This window comes from Amycolatopsis sp. NPDC005232, from assembly GCF_040607795.1.
Classification (GTDB): domain Bacteria; phylum Actinomycetota; class Actinomycetes; order Mycobacteriales; family Pseudonocardiaceae; genus Amycolatopsis.
Genome location: NZ_JBEXHL010000012.1, coordinates 1 through 26601 on the forward strand (window position 1 = coordinate 1; position 26601 = coordinate 26601).

Genomic DNA, 26601 nt, shown 5'->3' on the forward strand with positions numbered 1-26601 from the left:
GTGCCACCGTCGCCGTTGCCGGGGGCGCGATCTACAACGCCGCCGACCCGGGTGCCGCAGCGAAGGAACTCAAAAAGCGCGCCACCGCCTGACCGACCCCACTCGCTGTGTGCCGGGCACCGGCTCGGCACACAGCGAAAAAGACCCGATATCACATTTTCGAATTTGGCCGGAATGTGCCGAGTGAGAATTATCAGGAGTGCGCGTCCATGGCAGCAAACGGATCGATCTCCCGTTCCCGCGCGATCGAATCAGCCGAAGAGCTTGTTCGCTTGACCACCAAGCGACTCCCCGAAGACTGGACCGAGTTGGACCGGCGTGCGGTGGACACCGCCCGCGTGCTGGCGGCGGACGCGGTCGAGCACTGCGGGAGCGGGCACCCCGGCACGGCCATGAGCCTCGCGCCCGTCGCCTACGCGCTGTTCCAGCGGGTCATGCGGCACGACCCGGCCGACGCGCAGTGGCTCGGCCGGGACCGGTTCGTGCTGTCGGCCGGGCATTCGAGCCTCACCCTGTACATCCAGCTGTTCCTCTCCGGCTACGGCCTGGAGCTCGACGACCTGAAGGCCCTGCGCAAGTGGGGTTCGCTGACCCCCGGTCACCCCGAGTACGGGCACACCAAGGGCGTGGAGACCACCACCGGCCCGCTGGGCCAGGGCCTGGCCACCGCGGTCGGGATGGCCATGGCCGCCCGCCGCGAGCGTGGCCTGTTCGACCCGGACGCCGAGCCGGGCAAGAGCCCGTTCGACCACCAGGTCTACGTGATCGCCTCGGACGGCGACATCGAGGAGGGCGTCACCTCGGAGGCTTCGTCGCTGGCCGGCACGCAGCAGCTCGGCAACCTCACGGTGATCTACGACAGCAACGAGATCTCCATCGAGGACGACACCCGCATCGCGCTGTCCGAAGACACCGCCAAGCGCTACGAAGCGTATGGCTGGCACGTCGTCACGGTCTACGGCGGTGAGGACGTGACCGGGATCCTGGCGGCGATCGAGCAGGCCAAGGCCGAGACCGCCCGCCCGACCCTGATCGTGCTGCGCACCGTGATCGGGTACCCGGCCCCGACCAAGATGAACACCGGCAAGGCGCACGGTGCCGCGCTGGGCGCAGACGAGCTCGCCGCGGTCAAGCGCGCCGTGGGCCTGGACCCGAAGCAGAGCTTCCAGGTCGACGACGACGTGCTGCGCCACACCCGCGAGGTGGCCGAGCGCGGGCGGGCCGACCACGAGAAGTGGCAGCTGGAGTTCGACGCCTGGGCGAAGAGCAACCCGCAGCAAAAGGCGCTGCTCGACCGCATCAGCAGGCGCGCGCTGCCGGCCAGGTGGGCCGACGATCTGCCCACCTGGCAGCCCGACGCCAAGGGCGTCGCCACCCGCAAGGCGTCGGCCGCGGTACTGGCCAAGGTCGGCGCGGTGCTGCCGGAGCTCTGGGGCGGGTCGGCGGACCTGGCCGAGAGCAACAACACCACGATCAAGGGCGCGGACTCCTTCGGCCCGGTCGAGATCTCCACCAACGCCTGGCAGGCCAACCCCTACGGTCGCACACTGCACTTCGGTATCCGTGAGCACGCGATGGGTTCGATCCTCAACGGCATCGCGCTGCACGGCGGAACCCGCCCGTACGGCGGTACCTTCCTCATCTTCAGCGACTACATGCGCCCGGCGGTGCGCCTGGCCGCGCTGATGCGGCTGCCCGTCATCTACGTGTGGACGCACGACTCGATCGGCCTCGGCGAGGACGGCCCGACGCACCAGCCCGTCGAGCAGCTGGCGTCCCTGCGCGCCATCCCCGGGATGTCGGTGGTCCGCCCGGCCGACGCGAACGAGACCGCGTACGCCTGGAAGGCCGTGCTGGAGGACACCGCCGGCCCGGCCGGGCTGGCGCTGAGCCGCCAGGACCTGCCGACGCTGGAGGGCACCTCCGCCGAGGGGGTGGCCCGCGGCGGTTACGTCCTCGCCGAGGCGTCCACGGGGCGGCCCGAGGTGCTGCTCGTCGGTACTGGTTCCGAGGTCCAGCTGGCCGTGGCGGCCAGGGAGGTGCTCGAGGCCGAAGGGGTGCCCACCCGGGTCGTGTCGGTGCCGTGCGTGGAGTGGTTCGACCGGCAGGACCGGTCCTACCGGGACAAGGTGCTGCCCCCGTCGGTGCGCGCGCGGGTGGTCGTCGAAGCAGGTATCGCGCAGCCGTGGCACCGGTTCGCCGGCGACGCGGGAGAAATCGTGTCGCTGGAGCACTTCGGCGCTTCGGCCGACTTCAAGACCTTGTTCAGCCAGTTCGGCATCACCACCGAGGCCGTGGTCGAAGCGGCCCGGCGGAGCGTGCGCGCCGCGCGGCCGTGAATTCGTTGTCCTACTTGAGTTGTGGAGGAAGATCTCGGTGACGCACTCGATTTCGAAGAAGCTCGACACCGGCCTGTTCGTGGACGCAACGCGAGCTGTCATCGGCGAAGTCGACCGGGTGAGCGCGGGGGTGCAGTCCCCGTCCTGGATCCGGGCCGGCGCGTTGTTGCTCAAGGCTCCGGCCGTGTTCACGATCGGCACCGGGCGCAGTGGGCTGGCTCTGCAGATGGCCGCGATGCGGTTCATGCACCTCGGACTCCCCACCCACGTCGTCGGTGAGGTGACCGCGCCGGCGATCGGCGCCCGCGACGTCCTCGTGGCGGCGTCGGGCTCGGGGACCACGGCGCGCGTGGTGCGGGCCGCTCAGACCGCCCGTGACCAGGGCGCGGACGTGATCGCGCTGACCACGGCGGCGGAGTCACCGCTGGCCAAGACCGCGACCGAAGTGCTCATCATCCCGGCCGCGGACAAGCAGGACTTCGACGGCGCCGCCTCCGTGCAGTACGCCGGCAGCCTGTTCGAACAGTCCGTGCTGCTGACCACCGACGCGTTGTTCCACGCGTTGTGGAAGACCAGCGGGAGCCAGGCCCGCGAACTGTGGCGGCTGCACGCGAATCTCGAGTGACCGCAACGCAGGTGCCGCGATCTCACTGTCCTGATGCTACAGACGAGAAGAGGAGTTCGAGATGCAGTATCAGACTGAGGTCGAAGCGCGGACTTGCGTTGACATCCACACTTTGGAGGCGGTGGCGCTGGCCGCCACCTGCCGCGCCGCGGTGGCCAGCTACGCCTGGGTGGGCCGGCACGATCAGAAAGGCGCCGACGCGGCCGCGACCGCGGCCATGCGAGCGGCGCTGGCCGACGCGCCCGGGCGCGGGACCGTCGTCATCGGGGAGGGCGAGAAGGACGACGCCCCCATGTTGTTCAACGGTGAGGTCGTGGGCAACGGTCACGGCCCGGACTTCGACATCGCCGTCGACCCCCTTGAGGGAACGTCGTTCTGCGCGAAGGACCTGCCCGGCGCGCTGGCCACGATCGCGTTCGGCGAACCGGGCACGCTGTGGTCACCCGGGCCCGGGTTCTACATGGACAAGATCGTGGTGCCCGCCGCGGCGAAGGACGTCATCGATCTCGACGATCCGGCCGAGGTGACCTTGGCCAACGTCGCCAAGGCGCTCGGCAAGCAGGTCAGCGAGCTGCGCGTGGTCATCATGGACAAGCCGCGGCACAAGGACCTGATCGCCCGGGTGGTGCGGGCCGGCGCGGCCGTGCAGACCCCAGCGGGTGGCGACGTCGGGGGCAGCCTCGCGGTGCTCCTGCCGACGCTCGATGTCGACCTGCTCATCGGAGTCGGCGGCACGCCCGAGGGAGTGCTGACCGCCGCCGCGGTCCGGGCACTGGGCGGCGGGATGCTGGGCCGCCTGGCCCCGCAACGCGCCGACGAAGCCGACGCCATCCGCGCCGCGGGTATGTCCCTCGACCGCGTTTACGAGTGTGCCGAGCTCGTCACCGGCGACGCGTTTTTCGTCGCCACCGGCGTCAACGGCGGGCCGCTGGTCGGGCGGCCACGCACCGGTGCCGGGGCGACCATCACCGAATCGCTCCTGATTTCCCGGGGCCAGGTTCGCCACGTAACACACACCACCTTCGACTGACTTCCCGGCTGGTTCGCGCTCAACGCGAACCCCGTTGACCATCAAGATCAAGGAGACACGGTGACGTTGCACCTGGACGACCTCGGCGTTCGCCGCCTCGGCGAGTGCCGTTACGACTCGCCGTTCTCCGAGATGCTCTCCACCAAGCAGACCTCTCCCCACTACGTCGCGGAAGGCGACCGGGTTCTGCTCGAGGACACCGTTTCCATGCTCGCCGAGCACAGCCTCCCGCCCGGCCAGGTGCCGAGTTTCGAAGCCGCCGGTCCTCGGCGGAAGATCTTTTTCGACCCTCCGCGCGTGACCGCCGGCATCGTCACCTGCGGGGGGTTGTGTCCCGGGCTCAACAACGTCATCCGTGGTCTCGTGCAAGAACTCGCGGTGCACTACAAGGTCAAGCGGATTCTGGGTTTCCGCAACGGTCTCCAGGGCCTGACGGAACAACACCGCTACGACACCGTCGACCTGACGCCTGATCGCGTTCGCGACATCCACAACGCCGGCGGCACCATCCTGGGCAGCTCGCGCGGCGGCCAGGACGCCGACGAAATGGTCGACAGCCTCGTCCTGCGCGGCGTCGACATCATGTTCGTCATCGGCGGCGACGGGGGCATGCGCGCGGCGACGTTCCTCAGCAAGGCGATCCGGGCGCGTGGTCTGGACATCGCGGTCATCGGAGTGCCGAAGACGATCGACAACGACCTGCCCTTCACCGACCAGTCCTTCGGGTTCCAAAGCGCGTTCGCGCGGGCCACCGACTTCATCACCGCGGTCTCCGTCGAAGCCGCGGCCAGCCCGAACGGTGTCGGGATCGTGAAGCTGATGGGCCGGCACTCGGGTTTCATCGCCAGCTACGCCGCGTTGTCCGCCAACGCCGCGGACATCGTCTTGATCCCCGAGATCCCGTTCGCCCTCGAGGGAGCGGACGGCCTGCTGGCCCACGTGGAGCAGCGCGTGAGAGCCAAGGGTTTCGTCGTCATCGTCCTCGCCGAGGGAGCGGGCCAGGACCTCCTCGAAGAACACGGCCTGCCTCAGCTCAACGGCCGCGACGCCTCCGGCAACGTCAAACTCGGCAACATCGGCGAACTGCTCAAGGAGCGCATCACCGCACACCTGCTGTCGGTCGGCCTGCCCCCCACGATGCGCTACATCGACCCGAGCTACGCGGTCCGCAGCATCGCCGCCAACGCCTACGACGCCGTCTACTGCCTGCGGCTGGCCCATGCCGCGGTGCACGCCGCCATGGCCGGCCACACCGAAGCCGCCGTCGCCCGCTGGCGGCGCCGCTTCGTCCACGTCCCGCTGTCCCTCATGACCAGCCGCCGCAACCAGGTCGACCCCGACGGCGACCTGTGGATGTCGGTTCTCGAAACCACCTGCCAGCCGGCCGAGTTCGGTTCGGTACCGGACCGGGTCCGGGTGCGCTCGGGGTTCTGCTGACACTGCGGGGCAGGTCGCAGTTCGGGGGCCCTGTCCGGGCGGCCGAACGCGGCGTCGATCCGGCGTGGGCGCGGGCGGCGTTCAGCGCTGAAACCTCACCCCTGCACAGAACCCGACGCCGACCACGTCGGGGAGTCCACCGCGGAGTATTCCTCGCCCTGGCCGTCGAGGCGGCGCATGCGGCGGGAGGCGCGTTCGGTGAGGACGGTGGGGTCCAGAGGGGGCACGAAGGCGTTGTCCACCACGGTGTATTCGGCGGCGAGGCGGCCGATGGGGGCGATGGCGCCGAAGTCGATGCGGCCGTTGACGTAGAGGTCGTCGCGGACGTAGAAGTTGACTACTTCGCCCCAGACGATGTGGTGGAGGCCGTCGGGGGCGGAGAAGATCTGGTCCACTTTGCACTCGAGGGCGACGGGCGCGTCCTTGATGCGTGGGGGTTTCACGAGAGCCGAGGCGACCTTTTCGACGCCCACCGCGTCGAACTCGTCGACGTCGGGTTCGAACTCGGTGGCGCTGCGGTGCAGGGCGAAGGCTTGGGGCAGCGTGGCCATGTTGGTGACGAACTCGCCCGTGTCGCGGATGTTGACGAAGCTGTCCTTGAGCGTCGCGCCATCGGATTTCGGTTGGATGGACAGGGAAACCTTGGGTGGTTTGCGGCCGACGCAGGTGAAGAACGAAACGGGCGCGAGGTTGCCGACGCCGGACGTCGACTCCGTGCTGATCCACGCGATGGGGCGCGGGATGATGCTGCCGATGAGGAGCTTGTACGCGGACTTCGCGTCCAGGCCTGCGGATTCGATGTTCATTCAGTCCCCCAGCAGTGCGACGGCGCCGTACCAGACGGGGCCCGGGTTGAGGCGCTCTGGGTGCAGGCGCAGGATTTCGTCGTAGAACTCGCGGGCGGTCGGCTTGGTTTCGAGCAGGCGGATGACGTCGAGCAGGTAGGCGCGCGTCCGGTCGATGGCGATCGGGTCGTCGGGCAGGTCCTTGTTCTTGTGGCCGGCGACGACGGCGCGCGGCTCGAGTTCGGCGATCCGGTCGAGCGCGCGGAGCCAATCCTGCAGGCCGCCGTCGCCGCCTTCGAGGATGTACTGGTGGATTCCGTTGTAGACGGTGTCGCCGGCGACGACGAGGCCGAGGTCCGGCACGTGGAGCACGGAGGTGGCGTCGGTGTCGGTGTGGCCGACGTCCACCGCGCGCACGACGTGGCCCTCCAACAGGAAACCGTCTTCGGGGATCGGTTGCGCCAGTACGGGTGACGGCGGGATGCGGCCGGGGAAGTCGAGGTCCCACATCTGAGCGCGGCCGTCGGTGGCCTGCTTGTGCATCACGTCGATGGTGCCGGGGGTCGCGTAGACCTGGGCGCCGGGGAACTGGCCGAGCAACTCGGCGGTGCCGAACCAGTGGTCGCCGTGGCCGTGGGTGGCGAAGATGTGGCGCAGGCGTTTGCCGCTGCGGGCGACCCAGTCGGCGACCTCGCGGATCTGGAAGTCGAGGAACGGCGGGTCCACGAGCACGGCGTCTTCGGCCCCGGTGATGAGGGTGGTGGAGACCGGCGAGGAGATGATCGGCTCGCCCGTCGGAAGGGTCTGGCCGCGCTCGCGTCTGGTGCCGGCGGTGACCAGGACGTCATAGGACAGGGTGGTCATGGGGTTCGCCCTCTCGACATAACTGTAACTTGGTTAGCTCTGTCTTGTCACAGTATGCGGCGGGCCGGGCACGTTGCCGTGGTGGAGTGATGCAGGTCTCGTGCCGAGGAGAAGAAATAGCCCAATCAGTGACACTTATGTCCTTGGCGAAGACGTTTGTCCACAAGGGACCGTCAGTGCCGCGTGACCTCTGCCAGCTCGAACTCCATCAGGCCAAGGGAGACGAACGGCAGCTGCGCCAGCTTGGCTTCCGCGTCTTCGCGGGAGGCGGCTTCGACGACGTTCACCACGCCCGGGCCGGGCTGCAGGAAGAAGACTTCCTGGATGAAGCCCTCGGCGCGCAGGCGGTCGAACTCGCGGACTTCTTCGGGCATGTGGGCGGCGGTTTCTTCGGGCCGCAGGATCCGGCCCGTCGCGAGGAAGTACATGGTTTCTCCTGGTCAGTGGCCGGATTTGCGCGCGCGGTGGTTTGCGACATTGGTGCGGTTGCCGCAGATTTCGTAGGAGTGCCAGCGGCGCGTGCGGCTGCGAGTGGTGTCGTAGAAGACGACGCTGCACTCGTCGTTGGCGCAGATGCGCAGGCGTGACCACGTGCCGTTCGCCACGAGCTCGGCGACGTGCAGCGTGATGCCGCCGACGACCGCGTCGCCGGTGATCTGGTGGGGGACGACCTCGCCGGGGGTCGAGAAGTCCTGGGTGAAGGCGACGCCCGACGTGCGTTCGGTGAACGTCGTCCAGGCCTCGGCCGGGTCTTCAGTGGTCAGGAGCGTCATCAAGTTGCCCCGCAGGCCACGGACGAGGTCCAGACGCTGGGGCGGGACGGCGCCGGCGTCCTGGCCGAAGGGGGCCAGCAGGGTGTGGGCGAGGGCCGGGTCGTCGAGTTTGTCGGCGTGGATGGCGTAAGCGCGGGAGTTGAGCAGGTCCACGACCGCGGCTGCGGTCGACGGGACGCTCGCCTCCGGGGCGGGACTGGTGGGCATGCGGGCACCCTACCCGTAATCGTCTTCAGCAAAAAGATCTTTACATGCTCGCTGATGGACTGCTAGAACTGTAATTGTCAAAGTTCCGAAGACGATTACGGAACCTCTTCCAGGCATACGACAGGGGAAGCTCTCATGAGCAAGCTCGTTCTCACCGGCATCGGCGACGTCGACGGCAACATCCGTCTCGAGCGGAACCCGGACCTGAGCCTCGGCTCCGGCGACGCGCTGGTGACCATGGAGGCCGCGGCGATCAACCCGGCGGACCTCCTGTTCGCCAACGGCTGGTACGGCGTGTACCCGCAGGTCCCGAGCTCGATCGGGTTCGAAGGTGTGGGCCGGGTCGCCGCGGTCGGGCCCGACGCGGACCAGACGCTGGCCGGCAAGCGCGTGATCATCCTGCCCACGGGTGAGCAGGGCATCTGGGCCGACCAGGCCGTGGTCCCGACCCGCAACCTGGTCGTCGTACCCGAGGGCGCCGATGCCCGGCAGCTGGCGATGCTTGCGGTCAACCCGGCCACCGCCTACGTGCTGCTGAACCGGTTCGTCGACCTGCGGCCCGGTGACTGGCTCGGGCAGAACATCGCCAACTCCTCGGTCGGCCAGCTCGTGGTCGCGCTCGCCAAGAGGGCCGGAGTGAAGACCCTCAACGTCGTCCGGCGCGAAGACGCCGCCCGGCAGGTGCGCGAGCTCGGCGGCGACGTCGTCCTCGTGGACGGTGAAGACCTCGGCGACCGGATCGCGTCGGCCCTCGGCGGCTCGCAGCTCAGGGTGGTGTTCGACGGCGCGGCCGACGCCACGTCCGGCGCGCTGGCCACGGCGCTCGAGGCCGATGGCACCGTGGTCGGCTACTCCTCCGCCACGGGGGAGTCGCCGAAGCTGCCGCTCGCCGACCTGATCTACCGCGAGCTGACGCTGCGCGGCTTCTGGATCACCAACTGGGCCCGCTCCACCCCGCGCGAGGAGATCGAGCGGGTCTACGGCGAGCTCGCCGGCCTCGTGGCCAACGGGGAGCTGGCGGCAGCGGTTGAGGCAACCTACGCCCTCGCGGACTACCAGGCCGCGTTCGACCACGCTCGCAAGTCCGGCCGCGCGGGCAAGGTGCTGTTCACCTTCTGAGAATGGCGCTGCGGATGTCGGGACCTCCTTGACATCCTGTAAGACGACCGGTCATATTTGACCGTGGGTGCGGGTTCTGCCGTCCTCCAGCGGCGGTACCCGCACCCACTGTCCACAGCATCTCCGACGAGCACGGGCCACCGCCGGCGCTCGGGACTGCCGAACCGGGCGCCGGTTGTGCCACAACGAACTTCCGCTCACACCCCCGTTCGGACGAACTCGTGGCCGGACATGTCTTCCAGGGTCACCGCCGCGACTTCCGACGCGGGCATGCTGGCGGAGCCGTACAGCTCAGCCCCGTCACCCGTGGCCGAGGTCGAGAACTGCCAGCCGCCCGTGAGCTGGCGGGTGCCGTCCTTGCCGAGGACGACCAGGCGGCACTGGGTGCCGTCCGGGAGGCCTTGGACGTGGGCTTCCACGCGGACCCAGCCGCTGGCCGGGGTGACGGCGGCAGAGAGATGGGTGGGGCCGGCGGAGCCGGTGAGCAGCAGGGGGTCGGGCCTGGGTGCGACGGCCAGGTCCGGGTCGGGGGCGGCGGCCGGGAGCAGGGGCGGTGCGGTGCCGGCGTGGCCGAGCAGCGCGCCGAGGCCGAGCGCGGCGGCCGCCACGGCCACGGCAGCCGTGGCGGCCAGCGTTCTGCCGCGCCGGCGCGCGCCCGACGCTTCGGAGCGCACCTGCCGCAACGTGCGTTGCAGCAGTAGGTCCGCGTCGTCGGGTGGGCCGTCGAGGAGCAGTTCGGGCGGGATCGCCTCGAGGAACTCCTGCATCTCGCGCACTGATTCCACCTCCTTCCGGCAGTGCTCGCAGGTCATCGCGTGGGTGTGGTCGAGGGGGTCGTGGTTCACGCGGCACCCACCGGCTGCGGGCCGCCGAACGATTCGCGCAGCAGGCGCAGGGCGCGGTGCGAGCGGGACTTCACGGTGCCTGCCGGAATGCCCAGCTGCGCCGCGGCTTCCGGCACCGTGTGGCCGCGCAGGTACACCTGCTCCAGCACCTCGCGGTGTTCGGGCGACAGGCCGTCGAGCGCCTCCCGCACCACGATCGAGTCGACCACCGCCGAGGAGTGGTCACGAGCGACCGGCACGGTCGTCGGCGATTCGGCGACCTCCTTGGGCCGGGCGGCGCGCGCCCGGACCTTGTCGACGACGAGGTTGCGCACCACCGTGAGCAGCCACGCCCGCACGGAACCCTTGCCGTTGGCCAGGCTGTCCGGGTTGCGCCACGCACGGACCAGCGCTTCCTGCACCACGTCCTCCGCCGCCGCGCGGTCGCCGAGCAGCCGCGTGGCGTAGGCGAGCATCGCCTTGCCGTGTTCGGCGAACAACGTCCGCACGAGTGCCTCGCCGGCCACCTGCCGGCGGGCTCGCATCCCGGTCATCCGTCACCACCCTCTCGTCCGATGCTCTGAAAACGGACGCCGGCCTGGGGGTGGTTCAACGATCGCGAAGATTTTCTACCCGTCGTCCGGAGAGCGCACCGGTTTGACGTCGACCACGGGGGTGCCGTCGATCGCTTCGAGCTGCGAAACGAGCACGCGCAACCCGTCGACCTCGACGATCTCCGCACGGTGCAGCCCGATCGGATTCGGCCGTGCGGGCGAGCGTGTGCTGAACACCCCGGCCATCGCTCGTGAGGGGTCGCTGCGCGGATGCACGGACAGCACCGAGCGGTCGGCCAGGTGCAGCCAGGTGAACACGAGCACCTGCTGACCGGCTCGCAAATCGCGCAGGCCTTCGCCGACAGACGGAGAAAACACCAGCCAAGCCGAGGGCGCGCCTTCATCAGGTTGTTTCGGCGCCCCGTCGAGGTCCTTCAACGAGGATTCGACGTGGGCGATGGGCTGGAGCTCGAAGTGGGTCATGCCTCGCAAGCTACCGCCGCCATCCGACAACAACCGGCCACGAAGCCGAAATGGACCAAGGTTGTCCACAACGCCCGGACGGCTGTGGACAACCTTGGGGACCCAGCGATGACGGGGGATGAGCGCGCCACCGCCGGGGGGTCGAAACGGTCAGACAGCCGCCGGCTCGGCGGGGATTTCCTCGATCTGCTCAGGCGCCGGCCGGGTTTCCTCCACCGGACGACGCCGGGTGCGGTTCAGCAGCAGCCGCGTCACATCGGGCCGCGAGTAGTGCCCGACCGGGTCCGCCGCCGCCTTCGCGATCGGGATCGCCGAAAGATCGATGTCCGCGTACAGGATTCCTTCCTCGTCCTCCGCCAGCGGCTCGGCGAGCGGGCTGCCGTCCGGGCCGAAGATGCGCGCGAACCCGCCGCCGCGCTGCAGCAGCTGCTCCTTCATCGGGGTGTCGCAGAACAGCTCCATCCCGGCGTCACCCACGAGCGCGCACGGAGCGATCACGAAACACTGCCCCTCCACCGCGTACATGCGTGAAGCCGACGTGTTCACCTCCGCCCCGAGCGCGTACGCCGCTCCCTTGTAGACGGAGAAGCTCGGCCACGAAGCCACGTGCACCTGCTCGTCCATGCCGTACATCGCGTACTTCGTGAGCGGCTGCAGGTGCTCCCAGCAGCACAGCGCGCCGACGCGGCCGATGCCGGCGACGTCGTGCACCACCAGGTCGGAGCCGTCGCCCTCGCCGTACACCGTGCGCTCCACGAACGTCGGCTTCAGCTTGCGGCGGGCGCCGATCAGCTCGCCGTCGGCGGAGATCGTCGCCTGGGCCATGTACAGGCTGCCGCCCGACTGCTCGGAAAAGCCCATCACCACGTTGATGCCGTGCTGCTTCGCGCCGTCGAGCAGCCGCTTGAAGCGCGGGCTGTCGAGGCTGATCGAGTTCTCGTGGTAGCGGCCCACGAACTGCATGCCCCACGCGGGCGAGTCGAGCCACAGCCACCACGGGTACCCCGGGACGAACGTCTCCGGGAAGGTGATCAAACCGGCGTCGTTGCGCGAGGCCTCGGCCATGAGGGCGATCGACTTGTCGATGGTCGCGTCGGCGTCCAGCCACACCGGCTCCGCCTGCACGGCCGCTGCCTTGAAAGAGCCCGAGTAGGTGATCACGCGCTGTCCTTCCCTTCGCCTGCCTGTTCGGCCGAAGGTAGGAGCACCCGAACCCAGTGGCTTGCCTCACAGTGCACCGGGGGTTGACGGAGAGCGCACGGCTGGTGTGTCGCGCCTGGATCAGCGCATACTTGCTGATCAGGTGGTGGTGCGATGAGCATGGTGCTGACAACCGACACGCAGCCGGAGGCCGAACGCGTGGCCTTCTGGCACGAGGTCGTGTGCCGTTCGTTCGTGCCGCTCAACGTCGCCACTCCTGACGCCGAAGCGTTCTCCGGCTCCGTCGCCAACGACCGCCTCGGCCGCCTCCAGCTCTCCACCGTGCACGCCGCCGCGCAGCGCGTCCGCCGGACTCCGCGGCTCGTGGCCGAGGCGGGCGACGAGTTCGTGCTCCTCGGTTTGCAGAGGCTCGGCCCCGGCGTGGTCACGCAGGACGGCCGCCGCGCCGTGATCCGCCCCGGCGACCTGGTGTTCTACGACGCCGCGCGTCCGTACGAGCTGTGGTTCCCCGGCGAGTTCGAGATGAAGGTCTTCATGGTGCCGCGCCGGTTCCTCGGCGTCGGCGACGCGGACCTGCACCGCGTCACGGCCACCACGCTCCGCCCCGACGCCGGCGTGCCCGCGCTCGCCTCGCCGTTCCTGGCGCGGCTCACCGCGGCCGAAGGCGCGGCGGGCGAACGGCTGGCCGCGTCGGCGTTGAACCTGCTCGAATCGCTGGTCCTCGACGGCGCCGAGACGCCCGAGCCGACGCTCCTGCTGCGGATCCGCACCTTCATCGCCGACCACCTCGGCGAGCCCGGCCTGTCGCCGGCGACGATCGCGGCCGCGCATCGGATTTCCGTGCGCTACCTGCACAAGCTCTTCTCGGCCGACGGCGTGTCCGTCGTGCGCTGGATCCAGCAGCAGCGACTGGCGGAATCGCGCCGCGACCTGGGCCGCACGAGTGCGACGGTCGCCGCCATCGCCCACCGCTGGGGCTTCTCGGACGCGGCGCACTTCAGCCGTTCGTTCAAGGCGGCCTACGGGGTTTCACCACGGGAGTGGCGCATCGCTTCCGCTCCCGGCCGGGGCGGCGCAGACTGAGCCGATGGCGCTCGGGCGCTTCGCGGTGCGGGTCGACGGAGTGGTGCAGGGCGTGGGGTTCCGGCCCTTCGTCCATGGGCTCGCGCGGCGGTTCGGGCTCGCCGGCTTCGTCGGCAACGACAGCCGCGGGGTGTTCGTCGAGGTTGAAGGCCCCTCCGAGGCACTGAACGCCTTCGTGACGGCGCTGCGGGCCGAGGCGCCGCCGTTGGCTGTGGTCGACGACGTGCGGGTGACGTCGGTGCCGGCCACGGGATCAATCGGCTTCGAGATCGTCGCCAGCCCGGCCGGCGGCGAGGCGGCGGCGTTGGTGTCCGCGGACAGCGCGACCTGCGCGGAGTGCCTGGCCGAGCTGTGGGATCCGGGGGACCGGCGGTACCGGTACCCGTTCGTCAACTGCACCAACTGCGGGCCGCGGTTCACGATCGTGCGCGGAGTGCCGTATGACCGGCCGCTGACGACGATGGCCGGGTTCGCGTTGTGCGCGGAATGCAAACTGGAGTACGAAGATCCGGGTGATCGGCGGTTCCACGCGCAGCCCGTGTGCTGCCCGGTTTGCGGGCCACGGCTGGTGTTCTCGGGTGGCGGGGAGCCGATCAAGTCCACTGTGGACGCATTGACGTCGGGCGCCGTGGCCGCGGTGAAGGGGCTCGGCGGTTATCACCTCGCCGTCGACGCGGCGAACGAAACGGCCGTGGCCGCGCTGCGCGGCAGGAAACACCGCGAGGACAAGCCGTTCGCCGTGATGGTCCCCGATCTCGCGGCCGCGCGGGAGATCGCGGAGGTCGACGAGATCGCCGCGGCGGTGCTGACCGGGCACCGGCGGCCGATCGTGCTGCTCCCACGCGTCGCGAACGGACCGCTCGCGCCCTCGGTGGCGCCCGGCAACCGACGCGTCGGGGTCATGCTGCCGTACACGCCGCTGCATCACCTGCTGCTCGGTGACCTCGGCCGGCCGATCGTGCTGACCAGCGCGAACGTGTCCGACGAACCCATCGTCTACCGCGACGAAGACGCCCTCACGAGGCTGTCCGGGATCGCCGACGCCTTCCTCACGCACGACCGGGCCATCCACACCCGGACCGACGACTCCGTGGTGCGGGTGTGGCGCGACCGGGTACAGCTGCAGCGCCGTTCGCGTGGTTACGTGCCGGAGCCCGTGACGCTGCGCTCAAGGCTCACCGAGCACATCCTCGGCTGCGGCGCCGAACTGAAGAACACGTTCTGCCTGGCCAAGGACACCCACGCGTTCCTCTCCCACCACATCGGTGACCTCGACAACTACGAGACGTTCAAGGCCTACGAGACCGGCATCGCGCACTTCCGCGAGCTGTTCGACGTCACGCCGACAGTCGTCGCCCACGATCTGCACCCCGAGTACCTGTCGACGAAATACGCCCTGGACCTGGACGACGTCGAACTCGTCGGCGTGCAGCACCACCACGCCCACATCGCCTCCTGCCTCGCCGACAACGGCGAAGCCGGCCCCGTCCTCGGCGTCGCGTTCGACGGCACCGGCTACGGCACCGACGGCACGCTCTGGGGCGGCGAGTTCCTCAAAGCCGACCTCGCCGGGTTCGACCGCCTGGCGCACCTCGCGCCCATCCGGCTGCCCGGCGGCACCACGGCCATCCGCCAGCCCTGGCGCATGGCCGCCGCCTACCTCGACGCCGCAAACATCGAAGTGACAGCCCTGCGAGCCCGCCACGAAGACCAGTGGGACGACGTCCTCCACCTCGCCCGCACCGGCCTGGCTTCCCCGCTGACGTCCAGCGCCGGCCGGCTGTTCGACGCCGTCGCCGCCGTGCTCGGCGTCCGCGACGAGATCAACTACGAGGGCCAGGCCGCCGTCGAGCTGGAACAACTCGCCGATCCGGCAGAACGCACTGCTTACCGCTGTGAGCAGACCCCGGCGGAAGTGTCCGGTGTGGACTTGTTCCGCGCCGTCGTCGAGGACCTCGACCACGGCACCCCATGCCCGGTCGTCGCCGCGCGCTTCCACAACGGCGTCGCCGAAGCCATCACCGAAACCTGCACCCGCCTGCGCGACACAACCGGCCTCAAAACCGTCGCCCTGTCCGGCGGCGTCTTCCAGAACCTTCTGCTCCTGAAAAGAACCGTGGAATCCCTGGAAGACCAGGCTTTCCGCGTCCTCACCCACTCCCGTGTGCCGACCAACGACGGCGGCATCAGCCTCGGCCAGGTCGCTGTCGCAGCCAGCCGTACCACTCGTCCAGGCCGTCACCCCGGGTCGCGCTGATCTCCACCACGCGCGCGTCCGGGTTGACGTGCCGCAGGTCGTGCAGGAAATCCGGCACCGAGAACGACACATACGGCAGCAGGTCGATCTTGTTGAGCAGCACCAGATCCGTCGACGCGAACATGTGCGGGTACTTCAGCGGTTTCCCCGGCCCCTCGGTCACGGACATGATCACCACGCGTGCCGCCTCGCCGAGGTCGAACAACGCGGGGCACACGAGGTTCCCGACGTTCTCCACGAACAGCACCGAACCCCGCGCCGGCGCCAACGTGTCAAGCGCGCGCGAGAGCATCGTCGCGTCGAGGTGACAGCCCGCGCCGGTGTTGATCTGCACGACCGGCGCGCCCGAAGCCTTGATCCGGTCGGCGTCCAGCAGTGTCTCCTGGTCACCTTCGACCACCGCGAGCGGCACTGACGCACCCAAAGCGTGCACGGTCTGTTCCAGCAACGTCGTCTTGCCGGCCCCCGGTGAGCTCATCAGGTTGACCGCGAAGACCCCCAGCTCGGCGAGCCGCGACCGGTTGTGCCCGGCCAGATGATCGTTCTTGGCCAGCACATCCTGCTCCAGCACCACCGTGTGAGAACCCTCCGCGTGCGAATGACCTTCCGTGTGCGAATGACCCTCGGCGTGCGAATGAACCGAAGCCGAGTCCGAACAACCACACGTCGCACACACCTCAAACCACCTCCACGGACTTGATGCGCAGCTGCCGTCCTGCCAGCACCTCGACGTTCGCGCTGCCGCACGCGCACAGCAGGATCGGGTCGTCGATCCCGAACTCCACCCCGCAGTCGCGGCACGCGGCCCGCCCGGGCGGTTCGTCGATCTCCAACTCCGCGCCCTGCAACGACGTCCCCGCGCACACCACGTCGAAGCAGAACCGCACGCTGTCCGGCACCACACCGGACAGCCGCCCGATCTCCAGCCGCACACTGCGCACGGCCTGAGACCCCAGCCGCGAGACGATCGCGTCCACGACGCTCTGCGTGATCGACATCTCGTGCACTAGCAGATCCTCGGCAGCGGGTCGCCCACCAGCATGTCCACGATCCGCGTGCCGCCGAACGCCGTGTTCAGCAGCACCAGGCCCGGTGGATCATCGGCCACGCGGCCGATCACCGCCGCCTCCGCGCCGAGCGGGTGCGAACGCAGCGCGGCCAGCGCGGCGTCGACCTGCTCGCCGTCGACGAACGTCACGATCCGGCCCTCGCACGCGACGTACAGCGGGTCGATGCCCAGCAGCTCCGACGCGCCGCGCACTTCGTCGCGTACGGGCACGGCGTTCTCGTCCACGATCACCGAAACCTGCGCGCCGGCCGCGACCTCGTTGAGGATCGTCGCCACGCCGCCGCGGGTCGCGTCGCGCATCGCGCGCACGCCGGGCACCGCCGCGAGCAGTCCCGCCACCAGCCCGTGGACGGGGGCGGTGTCCGACTCGAGGTCGGCGTCGATGTCCAGCTCGCCACGGGCCAGCATGATCGTGACACCGTGGTCCCCGATCGGCCCGGACACCAGCACCGCGTCGCCCGGCTGAACCGAGGAAACCCCCAGTCCCGAACGGATCGAGACGCCGATGCCGGCGGTGTTGATGTACACACCGTCGCCCTTGCCGCGCTGCACGACCTTCGTGTCCCCGGTGACGATCTGCACGTCGGCCGCGAGCGCCGCCACCTTCATCGAGTCGACGATCTTCAGCAGGTCCTCGACCGGGAAGCCTTCCTCGAGGATGAACCCGGCCGTGAGGTACAGCGGCCGCGAGCCGGACACGGCGAGGTCGTTGACCGTGCCGTTCACGGCCAGGTCGCCGATGTCGCCGCCGGGGAAGAACAGCGGCGACACCACGAACGAGTCCGTGGTCAGCGCCAGCTGCGCCCCGCCGATGGCGAGCGCGGCCGCGTCCTCCAGCGGCTCGAGCAGCGGGTTGCGGAACGCGTCGAGGAACACTGCCTCGATCAGCGTGTGCGTGGCCTTGCCGCCCGAGCCGTGGGACAGCGTGATGCGCTCCTCGCGCACCTTCGCGCGCCGCCGCCGGGCGCGTTCGATGCGGTCGAGCACCTGCTGCTCGCGTCCCGTGGTGGTCATGCGTGGCTCGCCTCCCGCACGCGCTTGCGGCTGAACCGGCCGAAGTTGTAGTACGCCGCGCACGCGCCTTCGGGCGAGACCATGCAGGTGCCGATGGGCGTCTCCGGCGTGCACGCGGTGCCGAACACCTTGCACTCCCACGGCTTCAGCACGCCCTTGAGCACCTCACCGCACTGGCACGCCTTGGGATCCGCCACCCGCACGCCGGGCACGTCGAAGAGACGCTCGGCGTCGAACGCCGCGTACTTCTCGCGCACGCGCATCGCCGAGTGCGAGATGAACCCGAGGCCGCGCCACTCGAAGTACGGCCGCAGCTCCATCACCTCGTTGATCACCTTGAGCGCCACGAGGTTGCCGTCCCACGGCACCACGCGCGAGTACTGGTTCTCCACCTCGGCGCGGCCTTCGGACAGCTGCACCATCAACAGGTAGATCGACTGCAGGATGTCCAGCGGCTCGAACCCGGCCACCACCACGGGCTTGCCGTAGTCGCGCGAGATGAACTCGTACGGCCGGCAGCCGATCACGGTCGAAACGTGGCCCGGGCCGAGGAACCCGTCGAGCCGCAGGTCGGGTGAGTCGAGGATGGCCTTGATGGCCGGCACGATCGTCACGTGGTTGGCGAACACCGAGAAGTTCGGCAGGCCTTCGTCGGCCGCGCGCAGCAGCGTCATCGCGGTCGACGGCGTGGTCGTCTCGAACCCGATGGCCATGAAGACCACCTGCAGGTCGGGGTTCTGCCGGGCGATCTTCAGCGAGTCGAGCGGCGAGTACACCATGCGGATGTTGGTGCCCTCGGCGTTGGAGTCGAAGAAGTTCCCGCCCGAACCCGGCACGCGCATCATGTCGCCGAACGAGGTCATCAGCACCCCGGGGCGGCGCGCGATGCTGATCGCGTCGTCGATGCGGCCCATCGGGATCACGCACACCGGGCAGCCCGGGCCGTGCACGAGCTCGACGCTCTCGGGCAGGTAGTCCTCGAGGCCGTGCTTGTAGATCGTGTGCGTGTGGCCCCCGCACACCTCCATGAACTTGTAGTGCCTGCCGGGCTCGCACAGCGCGGTGATCTTGGCTGACAGCGCCCGCGCCTTGTCCGCGTCCCGGAACTCGTCGACGAACCGCATGGTTCCTCCTGATCGATCAGTCGATCCGAGATTCGAGGAGGGCGGCCATCTCGTCCTCGTACGCCTTCCCGATGCTCTCCAGGAACTCCAGCGCCGCGGCGGCCTCCTCCTCGTCTATTTTGGACAGTGCGAACCCGACGTGGATGAGGATCCACTCACCCGGCGCGGGTGGGTCGTCGGCGAGCAGGCCGATGTTGATGGCCCGCTTCACCCCGCACACCGAGACTTTCGCGAGGTCCGGTCGTTCCTCGCTGATCTCGATGATCTCGCCCGGGATGCCGAGGCACACGGCTATTTCCGGCTCATGTCGACATAACGCTGCACGTCCGGCTTCACCAGCCGGGCGACCCACGCCACCACACCGATGAGCACGATCAGCAGCAGCAACCGCTTGAACATGGTCAGACCTCCGTCTTGAGGGTGTGTTCCGGGAGACGCGGGGTGGTGCCCCACGCCAGTTCCTTCACCGCACGCACGGCCGCGGGCACGGCCGCCGCGACCTCGTTGCTGAGCCCGATCCCGGACTCGACCGACTTCGGCTCGCAGCCCACGATCAGCACGCGCCCCGCGTCGCCACCGAGCAGCCGCAGCAGGCGGAACACGGCTTCGGGTTGCATGCCGTGGGCGTCGATCACGGGCGCCGAAGCCATCGCGTCGACGTCGGCCTCGATCAGCGACAACGTTCCCGGCTCGGCCCCGTGCGGTGTCGCGTCGAGCAGGATCGTGGTGTCGTAGCCGCCGAGCAGGTCGTAGGCCAGGTGCAGGCCGGAGACGCCGTAGTCGGCGATCTGCACCCACTCCGGCAGCTCTTCGTGTTCGAGCTGCTTGAGCACTTCGACGCCGAAGCCGTCGTCGCCGAGGAAGATGTTGCCGATCCCCGCCACCATCACCTGCGGTCTCATGTCGGCTCCAGCTCGTCGGGGGAGAAGTAGCGGAAGCGGCCGTGGGCGTTCTGCAGGTCGGCGCCCGGATCGTCGTCGAGTGTCACGGCCACGTGCGTGGTTCCGTCCACATCGGACAGCACCGCGCGCACGGTGGCGACGCGGCCGGTGAGGAACATGTCCTGCGCGTCGGCGCCACGCAGGTTCGGGTGCAGCCGCACGCGCGAGCCCGCGGCCACGCGGACGCCGGCGACCACGACGCCGTCGGTCTCCGGGGAGACGGACGCGTCGGCTCCGGGGCCCCACCAGGGCACCTCGGGGTTCGCAGGCAGATCGGTTTCCTCGCCGGTCACCGAACGCAGGTACCGCACCGTCCCGTGCAGCCGGTCGAGCAGCTCCTGCGGCAGGTCGTCCACGCGGTCCAGCAACGCGCCCGCCCGGGGATCCGTCGCGCGGGCCTGGCGTTTCTCCTCGTCGGTGAGCGCCATCGTGCGCAGCGTCAGGATCTCGTCGATCTCCGTGCCGTCGAAGAGCTCACCTGGGCTTTCGGGCGCGATCGACGGGTCGTCGTAGAGGATGATGGGGGACGCCAGCATCACCCCGCTTCGCGACGACCCGCCGATCAGCACCGGCCACACGCGCTCGTTCACACACGCCTCGACGGCCGGCTTCGCCCATTCGGGCGGGTCGAGCATCGAGAGGAAGTGGCCCGAGTCCACCGCCAGGATCACGTGCGCGGCGAGCAACGCCCTGCGCAGCGCCGATTCGCGGACGCCGTCCGACGGCCACGTACTCGTGTTGCGCAGGTCCAGTCGCAGCCGCGTGCCGCCGAAGGGGCCGTCGAGCGCGTCGAGGCGAGCCGTGAGCGCGCCGGTCAGCTCGCCGGAGCGGCGCACGAGCGTGCAGTGGTCGCCCACGCACTCGCGCGTCTCGGCCGGCGGCACGGAGAACGGCAGCTCCACGGGCTGCGCGAGCAGGTCGGCCACGGGGACCACGAAGTTCAGCTCGTGCTCCACGGCTTCGTCCCACGTCGTGTAGTCCTTGCCGGCCACGGTCACGGAGTCGACGAACCCGTGGCCGTCGTGCACCAGGCGTTCCTGGGCCTGCAGGAACCGCAGCGTCAGGTGCACCGAGGTGTGCTTACGGGGCTCCAGCAGGCACTCCGTGCGCGAAGTCGCGTACTCGCCGCGCTCCTCCGACGCATACGTTGGCGGCATCAGCACACCCCACTGCCAGCGCACGCGGTTCTTCCGCGCCGACGCGCGGTACGGGTAGAGCAGGTACCCCTCGTACAGCACGGCGTCGCCGACGGCGCGCGCCTGGTCGAACACGCTGGTCACAGGCCATCACCCACGTTCGCCAGCAGGTGCTCCATCGCCGCGTCCCACGTCGGGATCGCGTGGCGCGATTTGTACCGCAGCAGCGCGTCGACGGTCTCGCGGTGCAGCTTCAGCCACGCGACGTTGGGGAAGTACTGGTTCATCAGCTCGTCCCACGCGGCGATCGGCATCCGGCACTCGGCTTCGGTGTGCCACGGCACGGGCTCGACCCAGAACCCCGGGCCGCCCTTCGCGAACACCGTGCCGCTGAACAGCAACACGAGCGGAATCACACCGTCGGCGAGCGCGTGGAAGTACTTGCCGGCAGCCACTTCCAGGTCGTACGTGCAGGGCACTTCGAGCTGGAACTCCGTGGTGCTCGTGAAGCTGGGCACCATCACGGCCACGGTCGCGAACTGGAACGGCCGCAGCGTCTCGCCCCAGCGTGCCGGGTCGCCGAACAAGTTCGTGAGCAGCTCCGCCTCCCCGCTGCTGTAGCGGCGGCGCTGCGGTTCGATCCGCAGCTGCACCCGCAGCACCAGCGCGTGAATCGGCTGGGCGGTGAGCTCGGTGATCTTCATGCTGAACGCGAGCGTCGGCGACGCCGCGTACTTCACCGGGCGCACGTCCAGGCAGTCGAAGGTGAGCTCAGCCATCCGCGGCGACCTCTCCGCGGGCGCGAAGGTCGGCGAAGAAGCTGTCGATGGCTTCGTGCGCTTCGTCGCCGCCGTCGAATCCGCGCCAGTGCAGGCGGACCAGGCCGACGAGCTCGTAACACACGTCGATGGGCACGAGGAAGGCCTCGAACCCGACGTCGTGCTTGTTGATCAGCACCGCTTCCACGTCGGGGGCCACGGTGGCGAACTCGGGCTCCTCCTGCAGCAGCTCCGTCCACGTGTCCAACGGCAGCAGCGACTCCGTCGCGCCGGCCGGGCTCGGGTAGAACGCGACCGCGCGGTCCTGCACCGAGTTGTAGAACAGGAACGCCATCCGCACGGGGATCCCGGCTGTCTCCCACAGCGTCGCGCCGGCCGGGAACCGTGCGGCGTGCCGGTAGCGGGTCGGCACCGCGCGGTGGCGCAGGCCGCCGGCACCGGTGTGGGTGAACAGGAGGTAGCAGCCCCGACAGGTGCACATGATGGTGCGGGATTCGAGGTCGATCACGTGTCCGTGGCCGATGCCGATCGGCTCCGTGCACAGCTCGCACCTCTCACCGCGCGCCGGTCGCTCGGCCGGCGTCAGGAACCTGCGCAGACCGCCCGTCATGCCTGCTCCACGGGGACCGGGCACTCGATCGCTTCGAGCGGCAGCAGCGGACGTCCGCCCGGGCCGGTCTCTTCGGGCACCACCCCGGCCACGACGACGTCGGTGAGCTCCGGCGCGGCCTCGCGCACCACGCGTTCGATCGCCATCTTCGCCGTGACGGTCGAAGACGGGCAGCCGTCGCACGTGCCCTGCAGCTGCAGCCGCAGCACGCCTTCGGCGTCGATGCCGACGATGTCGACGTCTCCGGAGTGCGAACCCAGGTAGGGCCGCACCTCGTCGAGCGCCTCGCTGACACGGTCCAAAGTGGACTTCGGGTGCAGGTCGTGGAGGACCAGCAGCCCACGTACGTGGTCGTCGCCGGCGAGGCGCTCCAGCAGCACCTCGCCGGCGACGTCCTCTCGCAGGACGGACACGATCGTCGTCAGGCCGGCGCCGTAGAACTCGAGCAGCGTGTGGACGAGGTCCTCAGCCCTGTCCGCCACGGTGCTGCCCGCCTCCGCCGCGAGCTCACCGAGGAGCTGCTCGATGCGTTCGCCGACCTGGCCGATGTCGCGCTCCGTCATGGTTCAGAACACCTCTCCGCCGAATGCGTGGGGGGTGTGGATCCGGTCGAGCGTCTTGCCCTTGCCGGTGTACATGTGCACGCCGCACGGTAGGCAGGGGTCGAAGCTGCGCACGGCGCGCATGATGTCGATGCCCTTGAAGTTCTCCTGCGTGTTCTCCTCGAAGATCGGCGTGTTCTGCACCGCGTCCTCGTACGGGCCCGGCGTGCCGAAGGAGTCGCGCACGCTGCCGTTCCACGGCGTCGGCGGGTACGGGTGGTAGTTCGCGATCTTGCCGCCCTTGATCACCATGTGGTGCGAAAGGACCCCGCGCACCGCCTCGGTGAACCCGCACGACACGCCTTCCTCGGGCACCGTGAACGGCTCCCACGTCTTCGTGTGGCCGCCGCGGACCTCGGCGAGCGCCTGCTCGCAGAAGTGCAGCGCGAGCCCGGCGGCGTATGCCTGGAAGTACGTCCGGGCGCGGTTGCGCTCGATCGCGTTGCTCCACTTCGGGATCTTCCACTCGAAGCTGACCTCGGGTTTCGTGGCCGTGCGCGGGAGGTTGATCACCACGCTGTGGCCGGTGGACTTCACGTAGTCGGTGTCCACGAGGCCGGCCAGCGCCGTGACCCACAGCCGGGCGATCGGGCCGCCGCCGGTGTCGAGCGCGAGGTGGTCGGTGCCGTCGAACCAGCGCGGCGACATCGTCCACGAGTACTTGTCGTCGAAGTCGCGCTTCTGCGGGCGCGGGATCGTGTGCTGGTTCCACGGGTGGCGCGCGTCCACGGGGTTGCCCAGCGGGTCGTGCGTCACGAACTTCTCCATGCCCTCCCAGTCTTCGTAGAAGGACGAGCCGAGCAGGATCCGGATGCCGAGGTTGATGTCGAGCAGGCTCGTGGTGACCAGCTTGCCGTCGACGACGACGCCGGGTGTGACGAACATCTTGCGGCCCCACGACTCCATGTTCTCGTAGGTGAAGTCGCAGTACTGCGGGTTGTTGAGACTGCCCCAGCAGCCGAGCAGGATGCGCCGGCGGCCGACCTCTTCGTAACCGGGAATGGCTTCGTAGAAGAAGTCGAACAGGTCGTCGTGCATCGGCAGGCAGCGCTTCATGAACTCGACGTAGCGCATCAGCCGGGTGAGGTAGTCGGTGAACAGCTGCACCGTCGCGATCGTGCCGACGCCGCCCGGGTACAAAGTGGACGGATGGACGTGGCGGCCTTCCATGAGGCAGAACATCTCGCGTGTGGAACGGCTGACCTGTAGGGCCTCGCGGTAGAACTCGCCCTCCAGCGGGTTGAGCGAACGCATGATGTCGCCGATGGTCTTGTACCCGTGGTCGCGCGCGTGCGGCGCCTCGGTGCGGTTGGCCAGCTCCAGCACGCCGGGGTTGGTCTCGGCCACCATCTTCTCGCAGTAGTCGACGCCGACCAGGTTCTCCTGGAAGATGTTGTGGTCGAACATGTACTCGGCGGCCTCGCCGAGGTTGATGATCCACTCTCCGAGGTGCGGCGGGCGTACGCCGTAGGCCATGTTCTGGTTGTAGACCGAGCACGTGGCGTGGTTGTCGCCGCAGATCCCGCAGATGCGGCTGGTGATGAAGTGCGCGTCGCGCGGGTCCTTGCCCTTCATGAAGATGCTGTAGCCGCGGAAGACCGAAGACGTGCTGTGGCACTCCACGACCTTCTTGGCCGCCCAGTCGATCTTCGTGTAGATCCCGAGGCTGCCGACGATGCGCGTGATCGGGTCCCACGCCATCTCGACGAGGTCGGTCTTGGCCTTGCCGCCGCTCTTGGGCTGTGTCTGCGTCATGTCCCGTTCCCTTTCAGCGCCAGGAGGAGCGGTAGCCGGTCTCGAGCTGCTTGCCCTTGTGCCGCCACTTGGGTTCGGCATCGGCCTTGCGTTCGGTGATCTTGCGCAGGCGCCGGATCACCGAGCCGTACGCGCCGCTCGCGAGCGAGGAGACGTGAGCGCCGGGTGGCTCGTCCATGAACGGCATGAACTTGTCCGGGAAGCCGGGCATGGTGCAGCCGATGCAGATGCCGCCGACGTTCGGGCAGCCGCCCACACCGTTGATCCAGCCGCGCTTGGGCACGTTGCACTTCACGACCGGGCCCCAGCAGCCGAGCTTCACCAGGCACTTCGGCGAGTCGTACTCCTCGGCGAACTGGCCCTGCTCGTAGTAGCCGGCGCGATCGCACCCCTCGTGGACTGTCGCGCCGAAGAGCCACTGTGGACGGAGGTGGTCGTCGAGCGGGATCATCGGCGCGTGGCCGGCGGCCTGGTAGAGCAGGTAGGTGAGCGTCTCGGAGAAGTTGTCGGGGTGCGTCGGGCAGCCCGGGATGCAGACGATCGGCAGGCCGGCACTCGACTTCCAGTCCCAGCCCAGGTAGTCGGGCACGCCCATCGCGCCCGTCGGGTTGCCCTCCATGGCGTGGATTCCGCCGTACGCGGCGCAGGTGCCGGCCGCGACCACGGCGAGTGCCTTGGGCGCCAGGCGATCGAGCCATTCGCTGGTGGTCATCGGCTGGCCGGTCGCGGGGTTGTTGCCGAAGCCGCACCAGTAGCCCTCGGCCTTGATGGCCTCGTTGGGAATCGACCCCTCCACGACCAGCACGAACGGTTCCAGCTCGCCGCGGTCGGCCTTGTAGAACCACTCGATGAACGTGTCGGCGCCCTTGTCCGGACCGCACTCGAAGTCGATCAGCGGCCAGTGCACCTGGATCTTCGGCAGGCCGGGCAGCGCGCCGAGCACGATCTCCTCGATGCTCGGCTGCGTGGCGGCGGTCAGCGCGACCGAGTCGCCGTCGCAGGACAGTCCGGCGTTGATCCACAGGATGTGGATGGGCTTCTCTTCTTCTTGGGCGGGGGTTTCCTGGGCTTGGGTCACGGCTGTTCACCCTCGAGGTCGTCGAGCGCACCGAGGGTGAGTTCCCACAGTGCGTGGTAAAGGGTCGTCTGGGCTTCTTGGATGCGGTGCACGGAAGGCGACGGCACCACGAAGAGGTGGTCGATCGAGCGCAGCTCGGCCATCTTGCCGCCGTCGTACCCGGCGATGCCGACGGTGACGAGGCCGCGGCGCGCGGCCTCGTCGAACGCGGACAGCAGGTTCGCCGAGTTCCCGCTGGTCGACAGGCCCACGGCGATGTCGCCACGGCGGCCGAACGCGGCGACCTGCCGGGAGAACACGACGTCGAACCCGATGTCGTTGGACAGGGCGGTGACCACCGCGATGTCGTTGGTGAGGCCGAACGCGGGCAGTGGCCTCGCGTCGCCGTCTGGGCTGTCGAGGCTGTCGGGGCTGAGGAACAGGCTCGCGAGGTCCTGCGCGTCGGTGGAGCTGCCGCCGTTGCCGAAGGCCAGCAGGCGGCCACCGCCGGCGAACGCCTGCGCGAGGTCCCGCGCGCACGCGGCGAGGCGCTCGCCGTCGGTCTCGAGAACCTGGCGGCGCAGCGCGACTATTTCGCGGGCTTTCTCCACAGTGGACTGCCGGACCTGGGTCAGGACGGCATCGAGATCGCTCGTACCCGAGTACAGGAACGGGTACAGCTCCTCGAGTCCACTCGCGCCCACGGAATCCCTTGCCATGGCCGCTCAACTCCCTCGGCTATTCGGGAATCTCCAGACGTGCGATGGCTTCGCCGGCGTGGACGAGGATGCGATCGCCGACACCGGCTTGCACCAGTGCGACGCTCACTTCTTCCCTGCCTTGGCCGGTATCCACGACTGCGAACCCGAGGTCCAGGAGTTCGACGACGGTCACTTCGACTGCGATATCGGAACAGGTGATGCACACCCCGTCGTGACAGGCGGGGGCTGGTGCTCTGTCGGCGTCACGGGCG

General features: G+C 69.2%; 29 protein-coding genes. 7 read left to right on the plus strand and 22 right to left on the minus strand.

All coding sequences use genetic code 11. The features are described 5' to 3' along the window. Positions 1-209: 209 nt before the first annotated feature. The 4 genes from tkt to ABZU76_RS22875 all read left to right on the plus strand — a co-directional run bounded on the left by tkt (position 210) and on the right by ABZU76_RS22875 (position 5431). Positions 210-2339, plus strand: a complete 2130-nt coding sequence (gene tkt, locus ABZU76_RS22860) for a transketolase (protein ID WP_354872816.1) — start codon at positions 210-212, stop codon at positions 2337-2339. A 37-nt stretch (positions 2340-2376) separates the two neighbouring features. Beyond that, positions 2377-2964 (plus strand): 6-phospho-3-hexuloisomerase, encoded by a 588-nt coding sequence (gene hxlB / locus ABZU76_RS22865; protein WP_220245706.1) that lies wholly within the window; start codon positions 2377-2379, stop codon positions 2962-2964. Between the two features lie 61 nt (positions 2965-3025). After that, positions 3026-3994, plus strand: coding sequence for a fructose-bisphosphatase class II family protein (locus ABZU76_RS22870; protein ID WP_220245707.1), 969 nt, complete (start codon positions 3026-3028; stop codon positions 3992-3994). A 60-nt stretch (positions 3995-4054) separates the two neighbouring features. Beyond that, positions 4055-5431 carry an ATP-dependent 6-phosphofructokinase gene (locus tag ABZU76_RS22875; protein WP_354872819.1) on the plus strand — a complete coding sequence of 459 codons (1377 nt, stop codon included), beginning with the start codon at positions 4055-4057 and terminating at the stop codon, positions 5429-5431. 95 nt (positions 5432-5526) lie between these two features. On the opposite strand, the gene ABZU76_RS22880 is transcribed toward ABZU76_RS22875, so the two are convergent. The 4 genes from ABZU76_RS22880 to ABZU76_RS22895 all read right to left on the minus strand — a co-directional run bounded on the left by ABZU76_RS22880 (position 5527) and on the right by ABZU76_RS22895 (position 8060). Next, a complete protein-coding gene (locus tag ABZU76_RS22880) occupies positions 5527-6237 on the minus strand; it encodes a flavin reductase family protein (protein ID WP_354872821.1) in 711 nt (236 codons plus the stop codon). Beyond that, positions 6238-7080: an MBL fold metallo-hydrolase gene (locus ABZU76_RS22885; RefSeq protein ID WP_354872824.1), complete on the minus strand. Its 843-nt coding sequence runs from the start codon at positions 7078-7080 to the stop codon at positions 6238-6240. Positions 7081-7253: 173 nt separating this feature from the next. Further along, on the minus strand, positions 7254-7508 hold the full coding sequence (locus ABZU76_RS22890; protein ID WP_220245711.1) for a hypothetical protein: 255 nt from the start codon (positions 7506-7508) through the stop codon (positions 7254-7256). Between the two features lie 12 nt (positions 7509-7520). Then, entirely contained in the window at positions 7521-8060 is a 540-nt protein-coding gene (locus ABZU76_RS22895; RefSeq protein WP_354872826.1) for a CGNR zinc finger domain-containing protein, read from the minus strand. Positions 8061-8195: 135 nt separating this feature from the next. On the opposite strand from ABZU76_RS22895, the gene ABZU76_RS22900 reads away from it, so the two are divergent. Beyond that, positions 8196-9179, plus strand: coding sequence for a zinc-dependent alcohol dehydrogenase family protein (locus ABZU76_RS22900; RefSeq protein ID WP_354872828.1), 984 nt, complete (start codon positions 8196-8198; stop codon positions 9177-9179). Positions 9180-9376: 197 nt separating this feature from the next. On the opposite strand, the gene ABZU76_RS22905 is transcribed toward ABZU76_RS22900, so the two are convergent. The 4 genes from ABZU76_RS22905 to ABZU76_RS22920 form a co-directional block, all read right to left on the minus strand. After that, on the minus strand, positions 9377-10024 hold the full coding sequence (locus ABZU76_RS22905; RefSeq protein WP_354872830.1) for a hypothetical protein: 648 nt from the start codon (positions 10022-10024) through the stop codon (positions 9377-9379). After that, positions 10021-10557: a sigma-70 family RNA polymerase sigma factor gene (locus ABZU76_RS22910; RefSeq protein WP_354872833.1), complete on the minus strand. Its 537-nt coding sequence runs from the start codon at positions 10555-10557 to the stop codon at positions 10021-10023. Before ABZU76_RS22910 ends, ABZU76_RS22905 begins: the two co-directional genes overlap by 4 nt. A gap of 75 nt (positions 10558-10632) precedes the next feature. Continuing rightward, complete coding sequence (gene tsaA, locus ABZU76_RS22915) at positions 10633-11040, minus strand: tRNA (N6-threonylcarbamoyladenosine(37)-N6)-methyltransferase TrmO (RefSeq protein ID WP_354872835.1); 408 nt, start codon at positions 11038-11040, stop codon at positions 10633-10635. Positions 11041-11190: 150 nt separating this feature from the next. Beyond that, positions 11191-12201 (minus strand): carbon-nitrogen hydrolase family protein, encoded by a 1011-nt coding sequence (locus tag ABZU76_RS22920; protein ID WP_354872838.1) that lies wholly within the window; start codon positions 12199-12201, stop codon positions 11191-11193. Between the two features lie 153 nt (positions 12202-12354). Here ABZU76_RS22920 and ABZU76_RS22925 point away from each other — a divergent pair, with 153 nt between their 5' ends. Beyond that, positions 12355-13284 (plus strand): helix-turn-helix domain-containing protein, encoded by a 930-nt coding sequence (locus ABZU76_RS22925; protein ID WP_354872841.1) that lies wholly within the window; start codon positions 12355-12357, stop codon positions 13282-13284. Positions 13285-13288: 4 nt separating this feature from the next. Continuing rightward, complete coding sequence (hypF, locus tag ABZU76_RS22930) at positions 13289-15541, plus strand: carbamoyltransferase HypF (RefSeq protein ID WP_354872843.1); 2253 nt, start codon at positions 13289-13291, stop codon at positions 15539-15541. Here the strand turns inward: hypF and hypB are convergent. The 14 genes from hypB to ABZU76_RS23000 all read right to left on the minus strand — a co-directional run bounded on the left by hypB (position 15471) and on the right by ABZU76_RS23000 (position 26555). Beyond that, positions 15471-16115 carry a hydrogenase nickel incorporation protein HypB gene (hypB, locus tag ABZU76_RS22935; RefSeq protein ID WP_354872846.1) on the minus strand — a complete coding sequence of 215 codons (645 nt, stop codon included), beginning with the start codon at positions 16113-16115 and terminating at the stop codon, positions 15471-15473. The two genes, hypF and hypB, sit on opposite strands and share 71 nt — an antisense overlap. A 103-nt stretch (positions 16116-16218) precedes the next feature. Further along, positions 16219-16548: a hydrogenase maturation nickel metallochaperone HypA gene (locus ABZU76_RS22940; RefSeq protein WP_354872848.1), complete on the minus strand. Its 330-nt coding sequence runs from the start codon at positions 16546-16548 to the stop codon at positions 16219-16221. Beyond that, a complete protein-coding gene (gene hypE / locus ABZU76_RS22945) occupies positions 16548-17624 on the minus strand; it encodes a hydrogenase expression/formation protein HypE (RefSeq protein ID WP_354872850.1) in 1077 nt (358 codons plus the stop codon). The genes ABZU76_RS22940 and hypE overlap by 1 nt, the downstream gene beginning before the upstream one ends. Further along, positions 17621-18748: a hydrogenase formation protein HypD gene (gene hypD, locus ABZU76_RS22950; protein WP_354872852.1), complete on the minus strand. Its 1128-nt coding sequence runs from the start codon at positions 18746-18748 to the stop codon at positions 17621-17623. The genes hypE and hypD overlap by 4 nt, the downstream gene beginning before the upstream one ends. 16 nt (positions 18749-18764) lie before the next feature. After that, positions 18765-19037 (minus strand): HypC/HybG/HupF family hydrogenase formation chaperone, encoded by a 273-nt coding sequence (hypC, locus tag ABZU76_RS22955; RefSeq protein WP_354872855.1) that lies wholly within the window; start codon positions 19035-19037, stop codon positions 18765-18767. 112 nt (positions 19038-19149) lie between these two features. After that, entirely contained in the window at positions 19150-19650 is a 501-nt protein-coding gene (locus ABZU76_RS22960) for a hydrogenase maturation protease (RefSeq protein ID WP_354872857.1), read from the minus strand. Then, the gene (locus tag ABZU76_RS22965) at positions 19647-20969 is read right to left on the minus strand and encodes a hypothetical protein (protein WP_354872859.1); all 1323 of its coding nucleotides are present in this window, start codon (positions 20967-20969) and stop codon (positions 19647-19649) included. The genes ABZU76_RS22960 and ABZU76_RS22965 overlap by 4 nt, the downstream gene beginning before the upstream one ends. Beyond that, positions 20966-21604, minus strand: a complete 639-nt coding sequence (locus ABZU76_RS22970) for a DUF6084 family protein (protein ID WP_354872861.1) — start codon at positions 21602-21604, stop codon at positions 20966-20968. Before ABZU76_RS22970 ends, ABZU76_RS22965 begins: the two co-directional genes overlap by 4 nt. Then, the gene (locus ABZU76_RS22975; protein ID WP_354872864.1) at positions 21597-22214 is read right to left on the minus strand and encodes a DUF5947 family protein; all 618 of its coding nucleotides are present in this window, start codon (positions 22212-22214) and stop codon (positions 21597-21599) included. Before ABZU76_RS22975 ends, ABZU76_RS22970 begins: the two co-directional genes overlap by 8 nt. After that, a complete protein-coding gene (locus ABZU76_RS22980; protein WP_220245728.1) occupies positions 22211-22777 on the minus strand; it encodes a NifU family protein in 567 nt (188 codons plus the stop codon). Before ABZU76_RS22980 ends, ABZU76_RS22975 begins: the two co-directional genes overlap by 4 nt. Positions 22778-22780: 3 nt before the next feature. Then, entirely contained in the window at positions 22781-24571 is a 1791-nt protein-coding gene (locus ABZU76_RS22985; RefSeq protein WP_354872866.1) for a nickel-dependent hydrogenase large subunit, read from the minus strand. Positions 24572-24584: 13 nt separating this feature from the next. Then, complete coding sequence (locus ABZU76_RS22990) at positions 24585-25649, minus strand: hydrogenase expression protein HypE (RefSeq protein WP_354872868.1); 1065 nt, start codon at positions 25647-25649, stop codon at positions 24585-24587. Next, positions 25646-26347, minus strand: coding sequence for an SIS domain-containing protein (locus ABZU76_RS22995; protein WP_354872870.1), 702 nt, complete (start codon positions 26345-26347; stop codon positions 25646-25648). The genes ABZU76_RS22990 and ABZU76_RS22995 overlap by 4 nt, the downstream gene beginning before the upstream one ends. A 19-nt stretch (positions 26348-26366) precedes the next feature. Next, on the minus strand, positions 26367-26555 hold the full coding sequence (locus tag ABZU76_RS23000; RefSeq protein ID WP_220247300.1) for a HypC/HybG/HupF family hydrogenase formation chaperone: 189 nt from the start codon (positions 26553-26555) through the stop codon (positions 26367-26369). Between the last annotated feature and the right edge of the window lie 46 nt (positions 26556-26601).